The organism is Streptomyces sp. NPDC043726, from assembly GCF_056436565.1.
This window is the reverse complement of record NZ_JBWKCI010000003.1, coordinates 622,300-642,507: the sequence shown is the minus strand read 5'-3', so window position 1 is coordinate 642,507 and position 20,208 is coordinate 622,300. Positions and strand designations below refer to the sequence as shown.

Annotated in this window: 16 protein-coding genes and 2 tRNA genes; 5 read left to right on the top strand and 13 right to left on the bottom strand. The window is 71.7% G+C overall.

What is annotated here, in order from left to right; translation table 11 throughout:
- Positions 1-2 precede the first annotated feature (2 nt).
- The 7 genes from AC068Z_RS11870 to AC068Z_RS11840 all read right to left on the bottom strand — a co-directional run bounded on the left by AC068Z_RS11870 (position 3) and on the right by AC068Z_RS11840 (position 8,510).
- Complete coding sequence (locus AC068Z_RS11870; RefSeq protein WP_478554466.1) at positions 3-2,144, bottom strand: ArnT family glycosyltransferase; 2,142 nt, start codon at positions 2,142-2,144, stop codon at positions 3-5.
- A complete protein-coding gene (locus AC068Z_RS11865) occupies positions 2,141-3,610 on the bottom strand; it encodes a bifunctional glycosyltransferase family 2/GtrA family protein (RefSeq protein ID WP_478554465.1) in 1,470 nt (489 codons plus the stop codon). The genes AC068Z_RS11870 and AC068Z_RS11865 overlap by 4 nt, the downstream gene beginning before the upstream one ends.
- Before the next feature lie 14 nt (positions 3,611-3,624).
- Positions 3,625-5,259 carry an ATP-binding protein gene (locus AC068Z_RS11860; RefSeq protein WP_478554464.1) on the bottom strand — a complete coding sequence of 545 codons (1,635 nt, stop codon included), beginning with the start codon at positions 5,257-5,259 and terminating at the stop codon, positions 3,625-3,627.
- The gene (locus AC068Z_RS11855; RefSeq protein WP_194078854.1) at positions 5,256-5,996 is read right to left on the bottom strand and encodes a response regulator transcription factor; all 741 of its coding nucleotides are present in this window, start codon (positions 5,994-5,996) and stop codon (positions 5,256-5,258) included. The genes AC068Z_RS11860 and AC068Z_RS11855 overlap by 4 nt, the downstream gene beginning before the upstream one ends.
- A 136-nt stretch (positions 5,997-6,132) precedes the next feature.
- Complete coding sequence (locus tag AC068Z_RS11850; protein ID WP_478554463.1) at positions 6,133-7,005, bottom strand: DUF2797 domain-containing protein; 873 nt, start codon at positions 7,003-7,005, stop codon at positions 6,133-6,135.
- A gap of 128 nt (positions 7,006-7,133) precedes the next feature.
- Complete coding sequence (locus tag AC068Z_RS11845; RefSeq protein ID WP_478554462.1) at positions 7,134-8,072, bottom strand: BRO-N domain-containing protein; 939 nt, start codon at positions 8,070-8,072, stop codon at positions 7,134-7,136.
- A gap of 66 nt (positions 8,073-8,138) precedes the next feature.
- Positions 8,139-8,510, bottom strand: coding sequence for an HGxxPAAW family protein (locus tag AC068Z_RS11840; protein ID WP_478554546.1), 372 nt, complete (start codon positions 8,508-8,510; stop codon positions 8,139-8,141).
- A gap of 108 nt (positions 8,511-8,618) precedes the next feature.
- On the opposite strand from AC068Z_RS11840, the gene AC068Z_RS11835 reads away from it, so the two are divergent.
- Complete coding sequence (locus AC068Z_RS11835; protein WP_478554461.1) at positions 8,619-9,098, top strand: MarR family winged helix-turn-helix transcriptional regulator; 480 nt, start codon at positions 8,619-8,621, stop codon at positions 9,096-9,098.
- Between the two features lie 16 nt (positions 9,099-9,114).
- Here AC068Z_RS11835 and AC068Z_RS11830 read toward each other — a convergent pair whose 3' ends face one another.
- Positions 9,115-9,525 (bottom strand): winged helix-turn-helix transcriptional regulator, encoded by a 411-nt coding sequence (locus AC068Z_RS11830; protein WP_478554460.1) that lies wholly within the window; start codon positions 9,523-9,525, stop codon positions 9,115-9,117.
- Between the two features lie 102 nt (positions 9,526-9,627).
- Between AC068Z_RS11830 and AC068Z_RS11825 the strand changes: the two genes are divergently transcribed.
- Complete coding sequence (locus AC068Z_RS11825; RefSeq protein ID WP_478554459.1) at positions 9,628-10,461, top strand: NAD(P)H-binding protein; 834 nt, start codon at positions 9,628-9,630, stop codon at positions 10,459-10,461.
- 160 nt (positions 10,462-10,621) lie between these two features.
- On the top strand, positions 10,622-11,146 hold the full coding sequence (locus tag AC068Z_RS11820; protein WP_478554458.1) for a GtrA family protein: 525 nt from the start codon (positions 10,622-10,624) through the stop codon (positions 11,144-11,146).
- Here AC068Z_RS11820 and AC068Z_RS11815 read toward each other — a convergent pair.
- The 3 genes from AC068Z_RS11815 to AC068Z_RS11805 all read right to left on the bottom strand — a co-directional run bounded on the left by AC068Z_RS11815 (position 11,119) and on the right by AC068Z_RS11805 (position 12,185).
- Positions 11,119-11,772: a signal protein gene (locus AC068Z_RS11815; protein WP_478554457.1), complete on the bottom strand. Its 654-nt coding sequence runs from the start codon at positions 11,770-11,772 to the stop codon at positions 11,119-11,121. The two genes, AC068Z_RS11820 and AC068Z_RS11815, sit on opposite strands and share 28 nt — an antisense overlap.
- Positions 11,773-11,846: 74 nt before the next feature.
- Positions 11,847-11,919 (bottom strand) — tRNA-Arg (locus AC068Z_RS11810).
- A 175-nt stretch (positions 11,920-12,094) separates the two neighbouring features.
- Positions 12,095-12,185, bottom strand: a tRNA-Ser gene (locus tag AC068Z_RS11805).
- Between the two features lie 172 nt (positions 12,186-12,357).
- Between AC068Z_RS11805 and AC068Z_RS11800 the strand changes: the two genes are divergently transcribed.
- Complete coding sequence (locus AC068Z_RS11800) at positions 12,358-12,858, top strand: SSI family serine proteinase inhibitor (protein ID WP_478554456.1); 501 nt, start codon at positions 12,358-12,360, stop codon at positions 12,856-12,858.
- Positions 12,859-13,104: 246 nt separating this feature from the next.
- Complete coding sequence (locus AC068Z_RS11795; protein ID WP_478554455.1) at positions 13,105-17,682, top strand: PAS domain-containing protein; 4,578 nt, start codon at positions 13,105-13,107, stop codon at positions 17,680-17,682.
- 65 nt (positions 17,683-17,747) lie between these two features.
- On the opposite strand, the gene AC068Z_RS11790 is transcribed toward AC068Z_RS11795, so the two are convergent.
- Positions 17,748-19,406, bottom strand: a complete 1,659-nt coding sequence (locus AC068Z_RS11790; RefSeq protein WP_478554454.1) for a long-chain fatty acid--CoA ligase — start codon at positions 19,404-19,406, stop codon at positions 17,748-17,750.
- 128 nt (positions 19,407-19,534) lie between these two features.
- A complete protein-coding gene (locus AC068Z_RS11785) occupies positions 19,535-20,092 on the bottom strand; it encodes a SigE family RNA polymerase sigma factor (RefSeq protein ID WP_478554453.1) in 558 nt (185 codons plus the stop codon).
- Positions 20,093-20,208 lie beyond the last annotated feature (116 nt).

Genomic DNA, 20,208 nt, shown 5'->3' with positions numbered 1-20,208 from the left:
TCTCAGCCGCTCGCCTTCTGCGTCAGGTCGTAGAAGGTGGCCGAACCGACCGTCACCTGCTTGAAGTTGGCCTCGATCCACTCCGTGATCTGCGCGGAGGTACCGCTGTCGCTGCCGCCCATGCCGCCGCCGGAGCCGCTGGAGATGAAGTAGTGGATCTTGCCGTCCGCCACGTACTCCTTGAACTCGGCCAGCGTCGGGGACGGGTCGGTGCCGTTGAAGCCGCCGATCGCCATCACGGGTTCGCCGGTGGAGAGCTGGTAACTCGCGGCATTCTGGGCGCCGATGGCCGCGGCGGCCCAGGTGTAGTCGTCCGCGTTCTTCTCCAGCAGTTCCTTGGCCTCGTCGGAGACCGTGGCGCCGTTGAGCAGACCGCCCATACCGCCACCGCCGCCACCGGCCATGCCGCCGTCACCGTTCTGCTGGTTCTGCTGACCCTGCTGACCCTGCCGGCCCGGCATGCCTCCGCCGAAGCCGCCGTTGCCGCCGGTCCCGCCGGTCGGGGGCTGGCCCGTGCCGCCGCCCTGCTGGTTCTGCTGACCCCCCTGCTGGCCCGGCATTCCGCCACCGCCACCGCCTCCGGGGAAGCCACCGCCGCCGGGACCGCCGCCCCGGCCGCCCTGCACGGACGGGCCCGCGGTCACGATCGACCCGGTGTGGGCCTCGCTCACCGTCGTGAGGGTGTACGCCGTCGGCCCGGCCAGCGCCGCCGCCAGCCCCAAGCCCATGACACCCAGCGCCAGTCGGCGTCCGAGCCGGTTCACGAAGATCAGGCCGAGAGCCGCCACCAGGCCGCCCACCAGCACCAGCCACTTCAGCCAGGGCAGGTAGTCGGAGGACCGGTTGAGCAGGACGTAACCCCAGGCGGCCGTAGCGGTCATGGTCGCCGCCAGCGTCAGCGACGCCCACGCCTTGTCCCGCTTCTCCCACAGCAGCGCCGAGCCCATACCGATGAGGGGAGCGATGTAGGGGGCGAGGGCCACGGTGTAGTACTCGTGGAAGATGCCCTGCATGTAGCTGAAGACCACCATGGTGATCAGCAGCGCGCCGCCCCAGACCAGGAACGAGCCGCGCGTGACCGACGTGCGGCGGGCCTTGCGCGTCGCCACCAGGCCCGCGGTCAGCAGGATCAGCGCGGCCGGGATCAGCCACGAGATCTGGCCGCCGATGCTGGAGGAGAAGAGCCGGTCCCAGCCGGTCTCGCCCCACTGTCCGGTGCCGCCCCCGCCGCCACCGCCGCCGACGCTCCCGGTCTCCTCGCCGTTCAGGCGGCCGAGACCGTTGTAGCCGAAGGTCAGTTCCAGGAAGGAGTTGTTCTGCGAGCCCCCGATGTAGGGGCGCGAGGACGCCGGCCACAGCTCGACGATCGCGACCCACCAGCCGCCGGAGACCACGATCGCGGCCAGGCCCGCCGCGAGCTGTCCGATCCGCTTCCGCACCGGCACCGGGGCGCAGACGCCGTAGACGAGGGCGAGCGCGGGCAGGATCAGGAAGGCCTGGAGGGTCTTGGCGAGGAAGGCGAAGCCGATCGCGGCGCCCGCCCACAGCAGCCACTTCGTGCGGCCGTCCTCCAGGGCGCGGATGACGAAGTAGCAGGCCACCGCCATCAGCAGGGCCAGCATCGCGTCCGGGTTGTTGAACCGGAACATCAGCGCCGCGACCGGGGTGAGCGCGAGCACCGCGCCCGAGATCAGACCGGCGGCCGGGCTGAACCGGCGGCGGACGGCCGCGTAGATGACGGCGACCGTGCCGACGCCCATGAGGACCTCGGGGACGAGGATCGCCCAGGAGCTCAGGCCGAAGATCTTGACGGACAGGGCCATCGGCCACAGCGCGGCCGGGGGCTTGTCGACGGTGATGGCGTTGGCCGCGTCCAGCGAGCCGAAGAAGAACGCCTTCCAGGACTGGCTGCCGGCCTGGACGGCCGCGGAGTAGAAGGAGTTGGCGTAGCCGGAGGCGCTGAGGTTGTAGAGGTAGAGGACCGCGGTGGCGAGCAGCAGGCCGAGGAAGGCCGGGCGCACCCAGCGCGGGTCCTCGGGGCGGCCCCGCCACACTCTGCGGACCAGGGGCTGCTTGGGCTCACCGGCGTCGGGCGCCGGTGGTGCCTGCGGCTCGTGCGCGGCCGTGTCACTGGTGATGGTCATCGGGAGTCCCCCGGGTCGGTGTCGGAGGTGCGCACCGGCTGAAGCCGCATGGTGGCGTCTCTCCAGGTCTGGTCCGCGGCTTCACCGGCGCGGAAGTGTGTCATCGGCCGCTGCGGGAGCGGCGGTTGCGGAAGCGGAGGCTGCTGGAGCGACGGTTGCTCGAGCGGCGGCTGCTGGAGCGGCGGTCGCGGGATGTGGGTCGTGATCACCGTCGAGGGGGTCGCGTCCCTGCGGTCCGAGAACACCCACACCCGGAAGAGCAGGAAGCGCAGGACGGTCGCCGCGAGGTTGGCGGCGATCAGGACCGCCAGTTCGGTGGAGTGCGCGGGCTCGTCGGTGGCCGCGCTCAGGGCGGCCAGCGAACCGCTGGTCAGCGCGAGGCCGATGGCGAACACGACCAGGCCCTGCGCCTGGTGCCGGATGGCCCCGCCCGGCCCCCGTACCCCGAAGGTGAGGCGGCGGTTGGCGGCCGTGTTGGCGATCGCCGAGACCAGCAGGGCCAGCGCGTTGGCCACCTGCGAACCGGTGAACTGGCGGAAGCCGCTGTAGAGCAGCAGGTAGAAGAGGGTGGACAGACCGCCGACCACGCAGAAGCCGACGAGCTGACGGGCCAAACCCTTGGGTACGTCCTTGATGTCGCGGTCGCGCGGGTCGTCGCCGAAGGGACGCGCCAGGCGGTCCAGCGGCAGCGAACCCGTGGCCAGTGCCTTGCCGACCCGCCAGACGCCCTTGAGGTCCTCGGTCGCCGTCCTGACGATGTGGACGGTGGAGTCCGGGTCGTCCACCCAGTCGACCGGCACCTCGTGGATCCTGAGCCCCGCGCGCTCGGCGAGCACCAGCATCTCGGTGTCGAAGAACCAGCCGGTGTCCTCGACCAGGGGCATCAGCACCTGGGCGACATCACGGCGGATCGCCTTGAAGCCGCACTGGGCGTCGGAGAACCGGGCCTGGAGCGAACCGCGCAGGATGAGGTTGTACGAGCGGCTGATGAACTCCCGCTTCGGGCCGCGCACGACCCGGGAGGAGCGGGCGAGCCGGGAGCCGATCGCGAGGTCCGAGTGGCCGGAGATCAGCGGGGCCACCAGCGGCAGCAGGGCGTTCAGGTCGGTGGACAGGTCCACGTCCATGTACGCGAGGATCGGGGCGTCCGAGGCGGACCAGACGGTCCGCAGTGCCCGGCCGCGGCCCTTCTGCTCCAGCCGGAAGGCCCGGACCTCCGGGATCTCCGCCTCCAGCCGCCGGGACACCAGGGGGGTGGTGTCCGTCGACGCGTTGTCCGCGATCGTGATGCGGAACGCGTACGGGAAGGTGCGCCTGAGGTGATCGTGCAGTCTCAGCACACAGGGCTGGAGGTCCTTCTCCTCGTTGTAGACGGGGATCACTACGTCCAGGACAGGCGTACCGGCGTCTCCGGCCGGGAGGTGCTCCCGCGCCGGCAGGTTGCCGGGAGAAGAGTCGGTTCGCATGGAACCGACTCTTCTCAAGTGCCCTGTTCCACCCGTGTGGTGGCGCTGTGCTGTGCCTGTGAGGCCGATTGCCAGTTCGTTTCGGGCGCGGGCTGCGGCGTGAGCGCGGGCAGATGGACCGTGAAGACGGTCCGTCCGGGCACGCTGTCGACGGTCACGGCACCGCCGTGCGCGGTCGCCACGGCCTGCACGATGGCGAGGCCCAGACCGGTCGAACCGGAGGCGCGGGAGCGCGAGGAGTCACCGCGCGCGAACCGTTCGAAGACGTGCGGCAGCAAATCGGCGGGGATGCCCTGACCGTCGTCCTCGACGTCCACGCACAGCCAGGGTCCGCGCCGCTGCACCCGCGCGGTGACCGTCGTACCGGGTGGGGTGTGGGTGCGGGCGTTGGCCAGCAGGTTGACCAGCACCTGTTGCAGCCGGGCCGCGTCCGCGCTGACGAGCGCCGGTTCGTCGGGCAGGTCCAGGCGCCAGTTGTGGTCCCGTCCGGCCGCTCGGGCGTCGCTGATCGTGTCGACGACCAGCGGGACGAGGTCGGTCTGCTCGAACTGCAGGGGCCGCCCGGCGTCGAGTCGGGCGAGCAGCAGCAGGTCCTCGACCAGCAGGGTCATCCGGCCGGCCTCGGACTCGATACGGCCGAGGGCGTGCCGGGTGTCGGGGCCGACGTCCTCTCTGCCGCGCCGGGTCAGCTCGGCGTACCCGCGGATGGAGGCGAGCGGGGTTCTCAGCTCGTGGCTGGCGTCGGCCACGAACTGCCGTACCCGCGTCTCGCTCTGCTGGCGGGAGTGCAGGGCGCCATGGACGTGGTCCAGCATCCGGTTGAGGGCGGCGCCGACCCGGCCGACCTCGGTGTGCGGATCGCACTCGGACTCGGGGACCCGCTCGTTGAGGTTCACCTCGCCGGTGTGGAGCGGGAGTTCGGAGACCCGGGTGGCGGTGGCGGCGACCCTGCGCAGGGGGCGGGTGGCGACACCGACGATGACCGTCCCGGCGAGGGAGGCGGCGATGAGTCCGGCGGCGGTGACGCTGACCTCGATGAGGATCAGCGTGTTGAGGGTGCTGCTGACTTCCTCGGTGGGGATGGCGACGTAGTAGCTGCCGTTGTCGCCCGTCTTGAACTCGACCCGGTACTCGCCGATTCCGCCGCCGAGGTCGACGGTGTGCTTCTCGCCGTCCTGGGCGACGGAGTTCAGTGCCTGGATCTGGGCCTCGGTGAGGTCCTTGGCCTTCATCCCGCTGAAGTCGGTGGAGTCCTCGTCCTTCTCGCCGTACTTGGCGTCCGTGACGGAGCCGTTGTGGACCTCGGCGATGACCGTGCCCTGCGGCTGGGGACCGCCGCGGGTGACGAACTGTTCGAGGGTGAAGGGTATGTCGTCGACGGCGTTGTCCTGCGTGGGGTCCTGCTGGGGATCCTGCTTCGGGTCGGCGCCGGGGGGCCCGCCGAAACCGGCGGCCCGGCCGGTGACCTCGGTCAGCCGCTGGTCGAGCTGGTCGTAGAGGTGGGACCGCAGCGCCAGCGTGGTGACCGTGCCGATCACCGCGCACACCACGGCGATCAGGACCACGGAAGCGACGACGAGCCGCGTCCGCAGGGTGCGCGGCTTGCCCGCCCGCGTCTTCTGCGGACGCGTCCGTCGTCGCCCGCTCATGAGGCCGCGGGCTTGATCAGATACCCGGCACCCCGCCGGGTGTGGATCATCGGCTCCCGCCCGGCGTCGATCTTCCGCCGCAGGTACGAGATGTACAGCTCGACCACATTGGCCTGCCCGCCGAAGTCGTAGGACCACACCCGGTCGAGGATCTGCGCCTTGCTGAGCACGCGCCGCGGGTTGCGCATCAGGAAGCGCAGCAGCTCGAACTCGGTGGCGGTGAGGTGGATCGACTCTCCGGCCCGGCTGACCTCGTGGCTGTCCTCGTCGAGGGTGAGATCACCGACGACGAGCACGGAGTCGGAGCGGCGGTCGGCGGCGCCGGAGCGGCGGATGAGTCCGCGCAGCCGGGCGACGACCTCTTCGAGGCTGAACGGCTTGGTGACGTAGTCGTCGCCCCCGGCGGTGAGCCCGGCGATACGGTCCTCGACGGCGTCCTTGGCGGTGAGGAAGAGGACGGGAACATCGGGGAGCTCCCGCCGAAGCCGCCCGAGAACGGTGAGCCCGTCCATGTCCGGCAGCATCATGTCGAGGACGACGGCGTCCGGGCGGAACTCACGGGCGGTCTGGATGGCACCCGTGCCGTCCCCCGCGCTGCGGATCTGCCAGCCTTCGTATCGCAGAGCCATGGACAGCAGCTCGGTGATCGACAACTCGTCGTCCACCACAAGCACTCGGACGGGGCTCCCGTCCGGCCTCAGCAGTTCGGTGCGCCCCTGGGGCGAGGTCGTGGTCATGCTGGACACCCTGTCGGGGGCCTCTGAGAACACGCTTTCTAGAACCTGTGATTTTCCTGAGAAACACACAGGAGGCTCTCAGGGAATGCCTGGGTCCGGGCGGCGCCGGTGGGGCCTCGCGTGGGGGCCCTCCCTCTCAGAACAACCCGTCCTGGGAGGTCACGGCGGCTTTGACCGGCCGGGTGGGGAGGTCGTTTCCACTGCGGGCCGTGGCCATGAGCTCCCAGCCTCTCATCAGCCGGGTGTCGAGTACGACGACACCGCTTGCCGTCCGGAGATGGAGGTCGGGTCCGGCGGCGGCGACGAGGGTCCCGCCGATGCCTCCGCCCGCGACCAGCTCGCCGACCTCCGCGACGGCGGGTTCGGGCGCCGCGAGCCCGAAGGCGTCGAGGTGATCGACGGGGAGGCAGGGCGCGGGGGCGAGGGACTCGGGCCAGCCGGGGAGTTCGACGGCACGGGCGTGCAGCTCCCGCACCTCCGCGGCTCGCTCTGCGTGTGTCGGGGGGAGGCTGGCGCGCACAGCACGCTTGTCGGCGTACGGAATCCGGTCCGGCACCCCGAGCGCGGCCCGCAGCAGTTCCTCGGTGCGCCGGGCGGCCATGAGCGGACCGGTGCCGAGCCAGCTGAAACAGACGGCACCCTGCTCCAGCAGCCGCGCGGAGCCCCGCTCTTCGGCGGTGATCCCGACCTTGACCATGCCGGGCCCGAACCAGGCGAGGTAGACGCGGTACGGCCGTGGATCGTCGGCGAGTGTGTCGGCGGCGACGGAGTGAGCGCGGTCGAGACGGGCGCATTCGTCGCATCGGGCGCCGGTGCTGCGCGCCGATACGACGGTACGTGTGGGACAGGGGTGGCGGCGGGCCCCCACACAGCTCCGCACACTTCCCTCCGGGACCTGGAAGGCGACCCGCTTTCCCCAGGTCAAGGCACTACTCCGCCCACCGCCCCACACCAACTCGGGGCCCTCACCGGACCACCGCAACCCCGAACACGTCCATAGCTGTGCCATCACTTCGAGGGTAGGGGGAGGGACTGACATCGGTCCCGGGTGAGGTCGTGGTCCGGTACGGTGCGAGAAGGCCCGAAGCCGCAAATTCCTCTTGCGGCTTCGGGCCCTTCTTTTCCATGCCTCGTGGTCTACGGCAGCACGTACACGGGCACCCCGTCCTCGGCACACCCGGCCTGCCGCATACAGCCGCGCTTGATCAGCATGCGCAGGCAGTCATGGACGCGGTCGAGCGTCAGCCCGGTACGGTTCGCGATCTCCTCCGGCCGGAACCGGGCTTCGCCGTGCACCAGGGCGGGGGCGAGGCAGGCGGCGACGGCGTGAATGTCCTCGGTGACGACGAGGTTCTTGGAGCGCCAACGGGTGAGGAGTTCTTGGGGGGTGAGGGAGTGGGGGGCGGGGGTGGGGGTGGTGGGGCGGAGTCGGTCGGCGATGAGGTCGAGGGAGTTCGCGATCCGGTTCAGGGCTTCGGCCATGGAGCTCTGCACGCCGTTGCCGCGGCGCATCAAGTCGAGCTGCTCCGCCTCCGCGACCGCCAACAACTCGTCCGCCCGGATGTTCCGTTCCTCGAGCCGAACGATCGCGTCGGCGACTTCCTGGGGCATGACGTACGCCGTGGCGCCGGTCGGGGCGGGTTGCACGGGGGCCGGTTCGAGGCTGTAGGAGCCGGTTCGCTGGATGGTGACGATGACTTCCGAGACCCAGGTCTTGAAGGGCTTGCACTCCGGATTGATGCAAGCGTTCACAAGCTGGACGAGCCCTTGGAGGTTCACCATCTTCATCGCCTTTTGCAGCCTGTGAGCTGCAAGTTTGCGCAGGGTGTCGTCTGGGACGACACCCTGTGTAATCTCGTCCAGCCTCTTCTGCAAACTGCCGTCGACATGCTGCCTCAGCGCATCACGCGTGTTTGCGTAGCCAAGATGTCGGGCCACATCCACCGCCGGGAACCAGTGCTCCCCACCCGGCAGAGTCAGCCTCCGCACCCGCGCCCCCGTGGCGGCGAACACGAAGTCGTTGATGTCGATCGCGTCCTGCTTCGGCACCGTAGGCGCATCGTTCTGCTCGTACATCGAGCATCACCTCCGCCACGGACGCTAGCCGCGTGTGACCCCAACTCCCGTACGCAGAAAGTACGTTCACTCGAAAGGTGACAGCCGGATCGATTCGCCGCCCGGCACCGCCACGACCTCGGGTTTTACCGCCCGCTGCCGTCCCCGCCCCGCCAGCCGGCACCCCACGCACTCCGGATGCCCCGCCCGTGCCTGCGGATCGCGCACCCTCATCCCCCACTGCTCCCTGGGCCGCCGTCCCGGCGCCTTGCCCCAGCCGCCTAGATGCAGGGCCCAGGTGACCAGAAGACTCACCACCCCGATCGCCAACCCACCGACGATCAGCGGGCCGGACCCCATGCACACCCCCAGTCCCAGCACTGCCGACCCGACCGTCGCGATGCCGAAACCGGTCCACCCCGCGACCGTGTGCCCCTCGTCATACTGGTGTGCGCTCACGAACATGCCCCCGTCCACAACCCGTCCACAACGAGACCGAAGCGAGAATCTCTCACCTGCTAAGCAATTTAGCAGGGAAATCTCTTACGAGCTAAGGCAATCATCGACATGCAAGCCAAGCCGCGCCCCACCGCCACTCCCGCCCAGGCACTGGAGGCGATGGACTCCCTCATCGCGGCCCACCTGCTCGGCCAGCAGGAGATGGCCCAGCGGCTGGGCCTGAACATCACCGATCTGCTCTGTTTCGGCTGCGTCCTCAAGGCCGGCGAGAACCTGCTCACCGCGGGCGACCTCGCCGAGCACGCCCACGTCACCACCGGCGCGATGACCGGCATCCTGAATCGCCTGGAACGCGCCGGCTTCATCACCCGCGTCCCCGACCCGACCGACCGCCGCCGCGTCCGCGTCGCCGCGGTCCCGGCCGCCGTCACGCGCGTGGAGTCCCTGTACGGCCCCTACTACGGCCGCCTGACAGCACTCTTCGCCGACTACTCGCCCGACGAGATCGCCGTACTGACCGACTGGTTCACCCGCACGACGGGCCTGGCGCAGCAGTACATCGACGAACTCCGCGCCGGGGACGCCTGACGGCGGCTGGACCGAGTCAACGCCTGCGCGCACCCTCCCGCTCCTCCCGCGCGTCATACGCCACCCGCGCCTCCTCCACCCGCCCCAGATTCACCGACCACTCCGACAGCGAGGCGAAGAGCGGGGCCAGGCTGCGGCCCAGGTCGCTGATCTCGTACTCCACTCGGGGCGGGACCTCCGCGTAGTACTCACGGACCACCAGGCCGTCCCGCTCCAACTGCCGCAGCCGCTGCGTCAGAACCTTCGGGGTGATCGTGGCGATACGGCGCTCCAGCTCGACGAAGCGCTGCCGGCCGTACTCGTTGAGAGCCCACAGGATCGGAGTCGTCCACCGGCTGAAGACGATGTCGACGACCGGGGCGATGGGGCAGGCATTCTCCGGAGCCGGAGCCGGAGCCAGGGCCGGGCCCTCAGGTGTGGTCTGCATCACAAAACATCCTCTCGCCAATACTTTCCTCTAGGTACCTACTTACCCCACGAAATTAACGTTCTGGCACAGGCAGTTGACCACTCAGAACGGAGTACGACGATGATCGTGGTGACCGGAGCGACGGGGACGGTCGGGCGGCCGTTGGTGCGGGCGTTGGCCGAGGCGGGGGAGCAGGTCACGGCCGTCTCGCGGCGCGTCCCGGACCAGGGAGCCGTACCGGCCGGCGTTCGCCATCACCAGGCCGACCTCGCGGAGCCCTCCGCACTCGCACCCGCCCTGCGCGGTGCCTCCGCCCTCTTCCTGCTGACCTCGGGGGAATTCCTCGGCTCGGGCGGTGCCCTCGGCCCGGTCATGGACGCCGTACGGGAGGCCGGCGTGCCGCGAGTCGTCCTGCTCTCCTCGCAGGGCGTCGGGACCGGGCACCACGCCTCCTATCTGGAGGACGCCGTCAGGGAGTCCGGCGTGGAGTGGACCCTGCTGCGCCCGTCCGGTTTCCAGTCCAACGCCCTGCAGTGGGCGGAGTCGGTCCGCGGCGGCCGTGAGGTCGCGGCGCCCTTCGGAGGTGTGGCCCTGCCGATCGTCGACCCCGTCGACATCGCCGAGGTCGCCGCCGTGGCCCTGCGCGAGCCGGGCCGGCACGGCGGCGAGATCTACGAGTTGACCGGACCCGCTCCCGTCTCCCCGCGTCAGCAAGCCGCGGACATCGGGGCCGCGTTGGGCGAGCCGGTGCGGTTCGTGGAGCTGACCCGGGCCGAGGCGCGGGCGCGGATGCTGGGGTTCATGCCCGAGCCGGTCGTGGAGAGCACGCTCGACATGCTGGGCGAGCCGCCCGAGGCGCTGCGGCGGGTGAGCCCCGACGTCGAGCGCCTCCTCGGCCGCCGTCCGTACGACTTCGCCGAGTGGGCGGCTCGCAACGCGGCGGCGTTCAAGTAGACCCTCACCCGGAGCCTGCCCCAACTCCCTTGGTAGGGCTGGCCCCACCCCCGATTCGGGCACAGGCCTCCTCGTCCGGACGGGTCCGGCACGGGATCGTTGACGAAGGCTGATCAAGCCGACCAGCACCGTCGACGACCCTCCTCCGGAAGGAAGTTCCATGCCCTCGCCGCTCGCCTCCTTCGCCCGGTTCGTGGTGTGCGGTGGCGGCGTCGGGCTCGTCGCCGGGGCCACGGTGCCGCTGCTGGCGTACTCGATGCCCTGGGCGCTGGCCAACGCGCTGATCACCGTGGCCTCCACCCTCCTCTGCACCGAGCTGCACGCCCTGTTCACCTTCGGCACCGGCCGCCGGCCCGGACTGCGCCAACATGTGCAGTCCGGGGGGTCGGCGGCCGTCGCCTACGCGGTGACGTCCCTCGCGATCCTGGTCCTGCACCGGGTGGAACCCTCCCCCACGCTGCTGTGGGAGCAGACGGTCTACCTCACCGCCTCCGCTCTGGCCGGCGTCGGCCGCTTCCTGGTGCTGCGGCTGTTCGTCTTCGCGGGCGAGGGAGAGGTGCGGCGCGAGGTCGCGGCCCCGCGGACGCCCGCCCGCGGCAACCGCACGAAGCGCTTGACGCCCCTGGTGCTCACGCCCGCGCTGACCGACAGGGCTCCCTACCGCTTCGCTACCGCCAGCGAGTAATCCACACCTGTGGAGAAGTCCCCCGACTCACCCCGGATTTGGAGCGTGTGGGTACCCGGATCCAGTGCGGGCAACTGCACCCAGAGTCCGCACCCTGTGGTGGTGAAGGTTCCGGCCTGCCCGGTGACGGGGTTGTCGGCGGCGCCGGTGACGGTGATCGTCTCTCCTGCGTACCGCTCCGCCTCCACCGCCTCGCCGTCGAGTACGGCCGACCCCTCGGCCGCGGCCATGAAGGCGGCGCAGTCCTCCTCCGTGGCGATCCGATTCACCAGCGGAAACGCGACCGGCACTCCTGCCGGAAGCGGACACGACCGCTCGGCCCGGTCCCCGAAGGTGCCGGCCAGGAACCAGACGTCGTCCGCCTGGTTGGCCGCGCACGCGCCGCCGTCCGGATCGGCGACCGGATTGGTGGCCTCCGGCTCGGAGGCGGCCCAGGTCCACCAACGGCCCTGAAGATCACCAGAGGTGAGCCGGGCGGTCCCGGCGGCGGAGGACGAGTCCTCGGCCGCGGCCGGCTTCTTCGCCGTACGACCTCCCCCGGAGCCGTCCTCCGACCCGCCACCGCATCCGGCGACCAGAACCACGAGGACGCCGGTGACGACGGCGCCCATGGATGCTGCACGCATGAATCCCCCCATGCCTGAATCTCCCACACGGAAACACCGAGGGCCCCGGATCTCTCCGGGGCCCTCGGTCCATGTGCACTCGGCAGGATTCGAACCTGCAACCTTCTGATCCGTAGTCAGATGCTCTATCCGTTAAGCTACGAGTGCTTGTTCTGTTTTTTCGCCGCTCCTTGCCCTTCCGGGCCGCTCGCGGCGACAGGAAGAACATTACATGACTGCCGCCGCCATGTGAAATCCATTAGGCGCACCCCTTGTGACCTGGGAAAACGCCCCAGAAGCACCGAAGCCCCGGTCTGCTGACCGGGGCTTCGGTGATCTTCGGCGGAGGCGGAGGGATTTGAACCCTCGATGGGCTTTAAGGCCCAAACCGCATTAGCAGTGCGGCGCCATAGACCGGACTAGGCGACGCCTCCAGCACAGCCGCCCGCGCGAGCGCGAGTGGTGCGTGCCGATGATGACACAGTCGAGCGCGGTGTCACCAATCGCCCCCCACGGTACTAGGCAGGCGGGGTGTGGGGCAAAGCCCTTGGCGCTGGTGGGGCCAGGGGCGCGCAACGTCCCGGCGCGCGCGGCGTTAGTCAGGTCATGTTTCACGTCATCCCGCGTTCGCGCCGGCTCCGGCCGCTCCTCGCCCTCGCCGCCGGGTCCCTCGCGGCCGGGCCCCTCGTCGCCGCCTCCGCCGTCCCCGCCGAGGCGCACTCCGTCGAGGCGCACTCCGTCGACGGCCTGCTCGGGCTGTCCCGCAGTGGTGACCACCTCACCGTCACCGTCCGGAACGCGGGCGGGGGCGCGGACGGCACGTACGAGCTGTACTGCCACCCCGGCGCCGGCGACCACCCCGACGTCCGCGGTGCCTGCGCCGCCCTCGACCGGGGGTCCCGCTGGGGCAAGGACTCCTTCGCGCCCGTACCGGACGGCAGTGTCTGCACCATGCAGTACGGCGGAGCCGCCACCGCGCATGTCACCGGGACCTGGGCCGGGCGGCCCGTCGACGCCCGGTTCGAGCGCGGGAACGGCTGCGAGATCGCCCGCTGGGACCGGCTCGTGCCCGTCCTGCCCGATCTGCGGCCCGCCGGGCGGCGGTGAACCACAGCGGCGGCGAACTACAACGGTTCGGTGAACGACGACTGCTCTGTAAACGTCCCGCGAAGGTCTCGCGCAGCTCACCGAGGCGGTCATACGTTCTGGGTCACTTCGTCGTGCGACCTCGCTCTCATCCGGCGTCGCCGTCACAACCCCAGCCCTTAGACTCCCTCGCGTGACACGTCGCGGGCCGGTTGGCAAGATGGCCCGAGCGGTCGGCAAGGTGCGGTAACAGGAGGGAAGCGTCTCGTGAGCAGCAGGCCATCCCGAGGCGCTGCTCGCCTCGCAGCCATACTCGACGCTCTGCCCGACGCGTTGGTGCTGGTCAACGCCAATGGGACCGTCGTCAACGCCAACACCATCGCCCTGGAGGCCTTCGAGGCCCCGGGGACCGCTCTGGTGGGCCGGGGGCTGCTCGATCTGCTGCCCCAGTTCGACTCCAAGCTCATCCCGGGCTCCATGCGGCGGCCCGACCACATGGACCCGCGCGGGCGGACCAAGCCGACCCGCATGATGGCCCGGCGCACCGACGGCAGCGAGTTCCCCGTCGAGGTCACCTCCGCGAACCTGGAGAACGGCCAGCAGGCCTACGACGGTTACGGCTACGCCAGCGACGAGCTGCTGATGCTGGTCGTCCGGGACCTCTCCGGGACCATCGACACCGAGGCCGAGCTGGCCCGTTCGCAGCGCCAGACCGAGATGATCCTGCGGGCCGCCGCCGAGGGCGTCGTGGGCACCGACACCGACGGGCGGATCGTCCTCGTCAACCCGGCCGCCGCCCAGATACTGGGGTACCGGGCCAGCGACCTCGGGGGGCAGGAGCTGCACACGCTCGTGCTCCACTCCCGGCCCGACGGCTCGCCCTTCCCGTACGACGAGTCCCCGCTCGCCGACACCCTGCGCTCCGGGCGCAAGCACCGGGTGCGCGGGCAGGTGCTGTTCGCCAAGAACGGCGACCACGTGCCCGTCGACCTGACGACCGCGCCGGTGCGCGACGGCGACCAGCTCGTCGGCGCCGTGATGACCTTCACCGACCGGCGGCCCTACGACGCCGTCGTCAAGGAGAAGACCGCCGCCGAGAAGCGGCACGAGGAGGAGCTGGAGCGGCTCTCCGAGGAGCACGCCTCCGAGCTGACCGCGCTGCGGCAGAAGCACGTCACCGAGGTCGAGGAGCTCCAGGAGCGGCACGAGGAGGAACTCGCCGCCGGTGAGGAGCGCTACGCGGCGCTCGGCGAGCGGGAGAAGGACCGCTACGAGGCCCTGGCCGGGCGGCACGAGCAGCTGCTGACGCTGCTGGCGACCTCGCTGCGCGGGCCCCTCGACGAGTTGCGGCGCGAACTGTCCGCGCTCGCCGCGGACGACGCCGGGCAGCTGTGGCCCGAGGCCAACCAGGTGCTGCACCATCTCTCGGCCGGCTACTCGCGGATCACCACCCTCATCGACAACGTCCTCGGCTATCAGCGGCTGGACACCGGGGCCGAGGCGGTCTCGCGTACGAAGGTGATGCTCGACGCCGTCGTCGCCGCCGGTGTCGACGGGGCCGTCGAACTGATCGGCCCGGGCCGGGTGCAGTTCGCCGTGCACGCGCCGCCCATCGAGGCGGAGGTCGACTCCCGGTTGCTCGCGACCGCGCTGGCGCATCTGGTCGCCGACGTCGCGGGCGTCGACGCGACCGGCAACGCGCCCGTGTCGGCGGGCGGCTACATGGACAACACGGTCGTCGTGGCGGCGGCCCAGCGCGGTGAGGTCGTACGGATCGAGGTGCGCGGGCCGTACGCCGGGGGAGACCCGGTGCACGAGCCGATCGTGCGCGGGATCGTGCGCGCGCACGGCGGTGTACTGCAGACGCACGAGGTGCCGGGCATGAGCGGCAGCGCGTACGTCCTGGAGGTGCCGATCGGGGGCGGGGCCGGGGCGGTTCCGGCCGCCGAGGTCGCCCTCGCGGCCGCCCCCGCCGAGGAGACCTCCGGCGGTGGCAGGCGGCGGGCCCGGCGGTCTTCGGTGGACGCCTTCCTGGAGAGCGAGGTGGCCGGGGACTCCGGCACCGCGTCCGGCTCCGCCGCTGGTGCCGCCTCGGGTGCCGCTTCGGGTGCCGCCGAGATCGAGTCAGCGCCCACCGGGCGACGCAGGCGCCGGGCGGCGCAGGCGGAGACGGCGCCGGTTCCGGCCCAGGCGCAGGCTCCGGCCGAGCCCTCCGGGGGGACCGGACGGCGGCGCGGGCGTCCGGCCGAAGGTGCCGGTGTGACCGAGGGCGCCGACCCGGCCGAGGGCGCCGGGGCGGGCGTCAGCGAGGGCGCCGTCATGACGGCCGCCGAGCATGCCGCCGGTACCGCGGCCGTGGGGACCGGTCTCGGCGGCACCGTGCCGCCGCAGGGCGTTCCCGGGCCGGGGGGACGACGGGCCCGACGGGACTCCGGCGAGCAGCACGCGCTGCCTCCGGCACTGCCCGCGGCACCCACGGACGGAGCGGCTCCGGCCGCCGGTCCGGTTCCGGCCCAGGGCGGCTCGGCCGAGGACGGTCGGCCGACCGGGCGTCGGCGCCGCGCACTGGCGGCCGCGAACGAGCGCGCGGCGGCGCAGGAGGCGGGCCCGCGCACGGTGTTCGCCCTCCCGCCGGCCGAGGCGGACCGCACGGAGCCGACCCCGCAGGAGGCCGCCGCGCAGGCGCAGGCCCAGGGCCTGGTGCGGGCCGAGGGCTTGGTGCAGGCACCTGCACAGGCCCAGGTTCAGCCGCAGGGCCTGGCGGAGGTCCAGCCGCAGCAGCAGGCTCAAGGCCCGGGGCAGGGACAGGGACTGGTCCAGGCGCAGCCACAAGGTCCGGGGCAGGGCTTGGCGCAGATCCAGCCCCAGGCTCAAGGCCCGGCGCAGGGACAGGGACAGGGGCTGGGGCACGGACTGGTCCAGGCGCACGGTCCGGGACACGGGCTGGCGCAGATCCAGCCGCAGGCGCAGGGGCCGGGACAAGGACTGGCCCAGGCTCAACCTCAGCCGCAGGTCCCGGGACAGGGCTTGGCGCAGATCCACCCGCAGGCTCAGGGCTCCGGGCAGGGCTTGGCGCAGGTCCAGTCTCAGCCGCAGAGCCCCGGGAACGGGCTGGCGCAGGTCCACCCGCAGGCTCAAGGCCCCGCGCAGGACTTGGCGCAGGTCCAGCCTCAGCCGCAGGGTCCCGGGAACGGGCTGGCGCCTGTCCAGCCGCAGGTCCAAGGTGCGGGACAGGATCCGGCCCAGGCTCAAGGCCAGCCGCACGGGCCGGCTCCGGCCCCCGCGCACGGGCTCGTGCAGGCGCAGCCGCAGGCACCCGGCGCGGAGCGTGCCGTAGCCGATGACGGGCGGCATGACGCCGTGCCGCACGACCACGCCGACGACCACACGCCTCCCCAGCCGCACCCGACGAGCGCGCCGACCGGCCGTCGCCGCCGTGCCGTGGCACAGCCCGCCCCGGAACAGGCGGCCCCCGAACAGGCCGCGCAGGCACCCGCCGCCGGGCACCCCCTGCCCGCCCAGCAGGCCGGGGCTCAGCTCCCGGCGCCCGGCACCCCGCTCCCCGCCGAGGCCCCGGCCGCCGACGACACCTCCGGCGCCGGTACGGCCGTACCGGCGAACCCGGTCGCGGCGCCGACCGCGCCGCAGCCCGCCCCCGGCACCCCCGCCCAGGGCACCCCCCTCCCGCCCGAGGCGACCCCCGCGCGTGCCGCGCAGCCGCTGCCCGCCGAGGCCGCCGCGCCCGTGGATCCGAACTCCACGCAGGGGCGGGCGATCAGTGTGCGGACGTTGGGCCAGGGCGTGCCGTTCACCCGGCAGGCGGCGCAGGTGCAGCAGCCGACGCCGACGCCTCCCCCGCATCAGACCAGCGGCGGCAGGCGGCGCAAGCTGGGCACGCGCCCCGACGTGGACGCACGCCCGCACCCGCAGGGCGAGCAGCCGCAGCCCCAGCCGTCCCTCGCCGGCCAGTCCCGGCTGGCGCAGGGCACCGAGGGCTCGGGACGGTCGTACGCCATAGGCGCGCCGGACGAGAACGCGGCTGAGGGCCCCGAGCCGCTGGACGGCCCGGGCGGGGCCGTCGAGATCGCCGACACCCCGCGTCCGCAGCCGATGGACGACGAACTGCCGCCGGAGCCGCTGGACAATCCGCGGCGGCTGCTGGTGTGGCCCGCGCCGGACGTGACGACCCAGCAGGCGCTCAGCGACCGCGGCTACCGGCCCGTCATCGTGCACTCGCGGGAAGAGGTGGACGCGCAGATCGCCGCCTTCCCGGCCGCGCTCTTCGTGGACCCGCTGACCGGCCCGATCACCCGTACCGCGCTGCAGTCGCTGCGGCAGGCCGCGGTGGCCGCCGAGGTGCCGGTGATGGTGACGGCGGGGCTCGGACAGGCCTCGCGGGAGGCGGCGTACGGCGCCGACCCGGCCGTACTGCTGAAGGCGCTGGCGCCCCGGGACAGTGAGCAGCATCCGCCGCGGGTGCTGCTGATCGAGGAGCACGCGGAGATCGCGCTGGCGCTGACCGCGACGCTGGAGCGGCGCGGGATGCAGGTGGCACGGGCCGCGAGCGACACCGACGCGGTGACGCTGGCGGGCCAGTTCCGGCCGAACCTGGTCGTGATGGACCTGATGCAGGTGCACCGGCGCCAGTCCGGCATCGTCGACTGGCTGCGCGCCAACGGCCAGCTCAACCGCACCCCGCTGGTCGTCTACACCGCCGCCGTCGACCAGGCCGACCTGCCGCGGCTCGCGTCGGGCGAGACGGTGCTGTTCCTCGCGGAGCGGTCCACCAGCGCCGAGGTGCAGAGCCGGATCGTGGACCTGCTGGCGCGGATCGGCACCAACTAGCGACAAACCAGCGACAGGGGAAAGCCCCCGGCCGACGGGCCGGGGGCTTTCTTCGCTGCCGTGTGTCAGCTGAGCCGGGTCACGTCCAGCGTGCCCTCCGCGTACTGCCTGCGCAGGACCTTCTTGTCGAACTTGCCGACGCTCGTCTTGGGCACCGACTCGATGACCGTCCAGCGCTCCGGGAGCTGCCACTTGGCGATGCCGGCCTGGTCGGCGAGGAAGGTGCGCAGGGCGGCGAAGTCCGCCGACGAGCCCTCCTTCAGCACCACCGTCGCCAGCGGGCGCTCGCCCCACTTCTCGTCCGGGACCGCCACGACCGCCGCCTCCGCCACCTCCGGGTGCGACATCAGGGCGTTCTCCAGCTCCACCGACGAGATCCACTCGCCGCCGGACTTGATGACGTCCTTCGCGCGGTCGGTGAGGGTGAGGAAGCCGTCGGGGCTGATCGTGCCGACGTCGCCCGTCTTCAGCCAGCCGTCCTCGCTGAACTTGTCGGCGGGGCGCAGCGGTTCGGCGTCGGGGCCGTTGTAGTAGGCGCCCGCGATCCACGGACCGCGCACCTCCAGCTCGCCCGCGGACTCGCCGTCCCACGGCAGGCGCTCGCCGCCCGGTCCGGTGAGGCGGGCCTCCACGGAGGTGGGGAAGCGGCCCTGGGTGAGGCGGTAGCCCAACTCGTCCTCCGTGCCCACCGCGTGGGCCGGCGGGCGGGCGATCGTGCCGAGCGGGGAGGTCTCCGTCATGCCCCAGGCGTGACAGACCCGCATGCCGAGCCGGTCGAAGGCCTCCATGAGGGAGGGCGGGCAGGCCGAGCCGCCGATCGTCACCTGGCCGAGCGAGGACACGTCACGCGGGCGGGCCGTCAGCTCGCCCAGCAGGCCCTGCCAGATCGTCGGGACCGCCGCCGCGTGGGTCGGCTTCTCGCGTTCGATCATCTCCGCGAGCGGAGCGGGCTGCAGGAAGCGGTCCGGCATCAGCAGGTTGACGCCGGTCATGAAGGTGGCGTGCGGCAGGCCCCAGGCGTTGACGTGGAACTGCGGGACCACGACCAGGGAGGTGTCCGCGTCGGTCAGGCCCATCGACTGGGCCATGTTGACCTGCATCGAGTGCAGGTAGACCGAACGGTGGCTGTACACCACGCCCTTGGGGTCGCCGGTGGTGCCGGAGGTGTAGCACATGGCAGCGGCCTGGCGCTCGTCCAGCTCGGGCCAGTCGTACGTCGTCGGCTTCCCGGCGACCAGCTCCTCGTACTCGTGCACGCGTACGGCCGCGTCCGCCAGCGCGGAGCGGTCGCCCGGGCCCGACACCACCACGTGCTCGACCGTCTTCAGGTGCGGGAGCAGCGGGGCCAGCAGCGGCAGCAGGGAGCCGTTGGCGATGATCACACGGTCGGCCGCGTGGTTGACGATCCAGGCCAGCTGCTCCGGGGGGAGGCGGAGGTTGAGGGTGTGCAGGACCGCGCCCATGGACGGGATCGCGAAGTAGGCCTCGACGTGCTCGGCGTTGTTCCACATCAGGGTGGCGACCCGCTCGTCGCCCGTCACGCCCAGGTCGTCCCGCAGCGCGTGCGCCAGCTGGGACGCGCGGGCGCCGATGTCGGCGAAGGAGCGGCGGTGCGGTTCCGCCTCGCCGGTCCAGGTGGTCACCTGCGAGGTGCCGTGGATCGTGGACCCGTGGGTCAGGATCCTGGAGATCAGCAGCGGTACGTCCTGCATGGTGCTCAGCACGGTGGTCCTCCCGGGGCGACATTGCCTGCGCGTCTGCCTACGCGCTGGTAAGGGTTGCGCAGATTGTGCGCGCATACCGCGCGGTATGTCACTAGGGGAGGGTGATCGATCACATCACGTTGACAAGGTCAGCGAACGGGAACAAGCTCGGGATCCTCCCGCAGCTTGCCGAGCGCCCGCGACACCGCCGACTTCACCGTGCCGATGGACACCCCCAGCACCTCGGCGGTCTGGGCCTCGCTGAGGTCCTCGTAGTACCTGAGGACGACCATCGCCCGCTGCCGGGCCGGCAGCTTCATGATCGCCCGCCACATGGCGTCGTGCAGCGCCTGCTGCTCGGCCGGGTCGTCGGCGCTCGGGCAGCGCTCGGGCTCGGGCAGCTCGTCGGTCGCGAACTCGTCGACCTTGCGCTTGCGCCACTGCGAGGTGCGCGTGTTCACCAGCGCGCGCCGGACGTAGCCGTCGAGCGCCCGATGGTCCTCGATGCGCTCCCAGGCCACGTAGGTCTTGGTGAGCGCGGTCTGCAGCAGATCCTCCGCGTCGCACGGGTTCGAGGTCAGCGACCTCGCGGTGCGCAGCAGCACCGGCTGGCGGGCCCGCACGTACGACGAGAACGACGGGTACGGAAGGGTCTGCGCCCTGGGTGCGGCGGCCTTCGAAGCGCTGGTGCAGACGGGTGTGGTCATGGCTCCACGCTAGGAGCGCGCACCACTGTCGCTCATCGGCCGGAGGTCCCGAAGCAGAGTCCGCCTCAGGTTGTAGGGGTGGGGCTGCCGCCACCTCCTGAGGGTGGACGAGAGGG

Bases quoted from the DNA above. Each gene is read 5' to 3' on its own strand.
- AC068Z_RS11830 (WP_478554460.1), bottom strand. From the start codon at position 9,525: ATGCAGACCACACCTGAGGGCCCGGCCCTGGCTCCGGCTCCGGCTCCG.
- AC068Z_RS11865 (WP_478554465.1), bottom strand. From the start codon at position 3,610: ATGCGAACCGACTCTTCTCCCGGCAACCTGCCGGCGCGGGAGCACCTC.
- AC068Z_RS11855 (WP_194078854.1), bottom strand. From the start codon at position 5,996: ATGACCACGACCTCGCCCCAGGGGCGCACCGAACTGCTGAGGCCGGAC.
- AC068Z_RS11785 (WP_478554453.1), bottom strand. From the start codon at position 20,092: ATGACCACACCCGTCTGCACCAGCGCTTCGAAGGCCGCCGCACCCAGG.
- AC068Z_RS11835 (WP_478554461.1), top strand. From the start codon at position 8,619: ATGCAAGCCAAGCCGCGCCCCACCGCCACTCCCGCCCAGGCACTGGAG.
- AC068Z_RS11820 (WP_478554458.1), top strand. From the start codon at position 10,622: ATGCCCTCGCCGCTCGCCTCCTTCGCCCGGTTCGTGGTGTGCGGTGGC.
- AC068Z_RS11800 (WP_478554456.1), top strand. From the start codon at position 12,358: ATGTTTCACGTCATCCCGCGTTCGCGCCGGCTCCGGCCGCTCCTCGCC.
- AC068Z_RS11850 (WP_478554463.1), bottom strand. From the start codon at position 7,005: ATGGCACAGCTATGGACGTGTTCGGGGTTGCGGTGGTCCGGTGAGGGC.
- AC068Z_RS11845 (WP_478554462.1), bottom strand. From the start codon at position 8,072: ATGTACGAGCAGAACGATGCGCCTACGGTGCCGAAGCAGGACGCGATC.
- AC068Z_RS11815 (WP_478554457.1), bottom strand. From the start codon at position 11,772: ATGCGTGCAGCATCCATGGGCGCCGTCGTCACCGGCGTCCTCGTGGTT.
- AC068Z_RS11860 (WP_478554464.1), bottom strand. From the start codon at position 5,259: ATGAGCGGGCGACGACGGACGCGTCCGCAGAAGACGCGGGCGGGCAAG.
- AC068Z_RS11870 (WP_478554466.1), bottom strand. From the start codon at position 2,144: ATGACCATCACCAGTGACACGGCCGCGCACGAGCCGCAGGCACCACCG.
- AC068Z_RS11825 (WP_478554459.1), top strand. From the start codon at position 9,628: ATGATCGTGGTGACCGGAGCGACGGGGACGGTCGGGCGGCCGTTGGTG.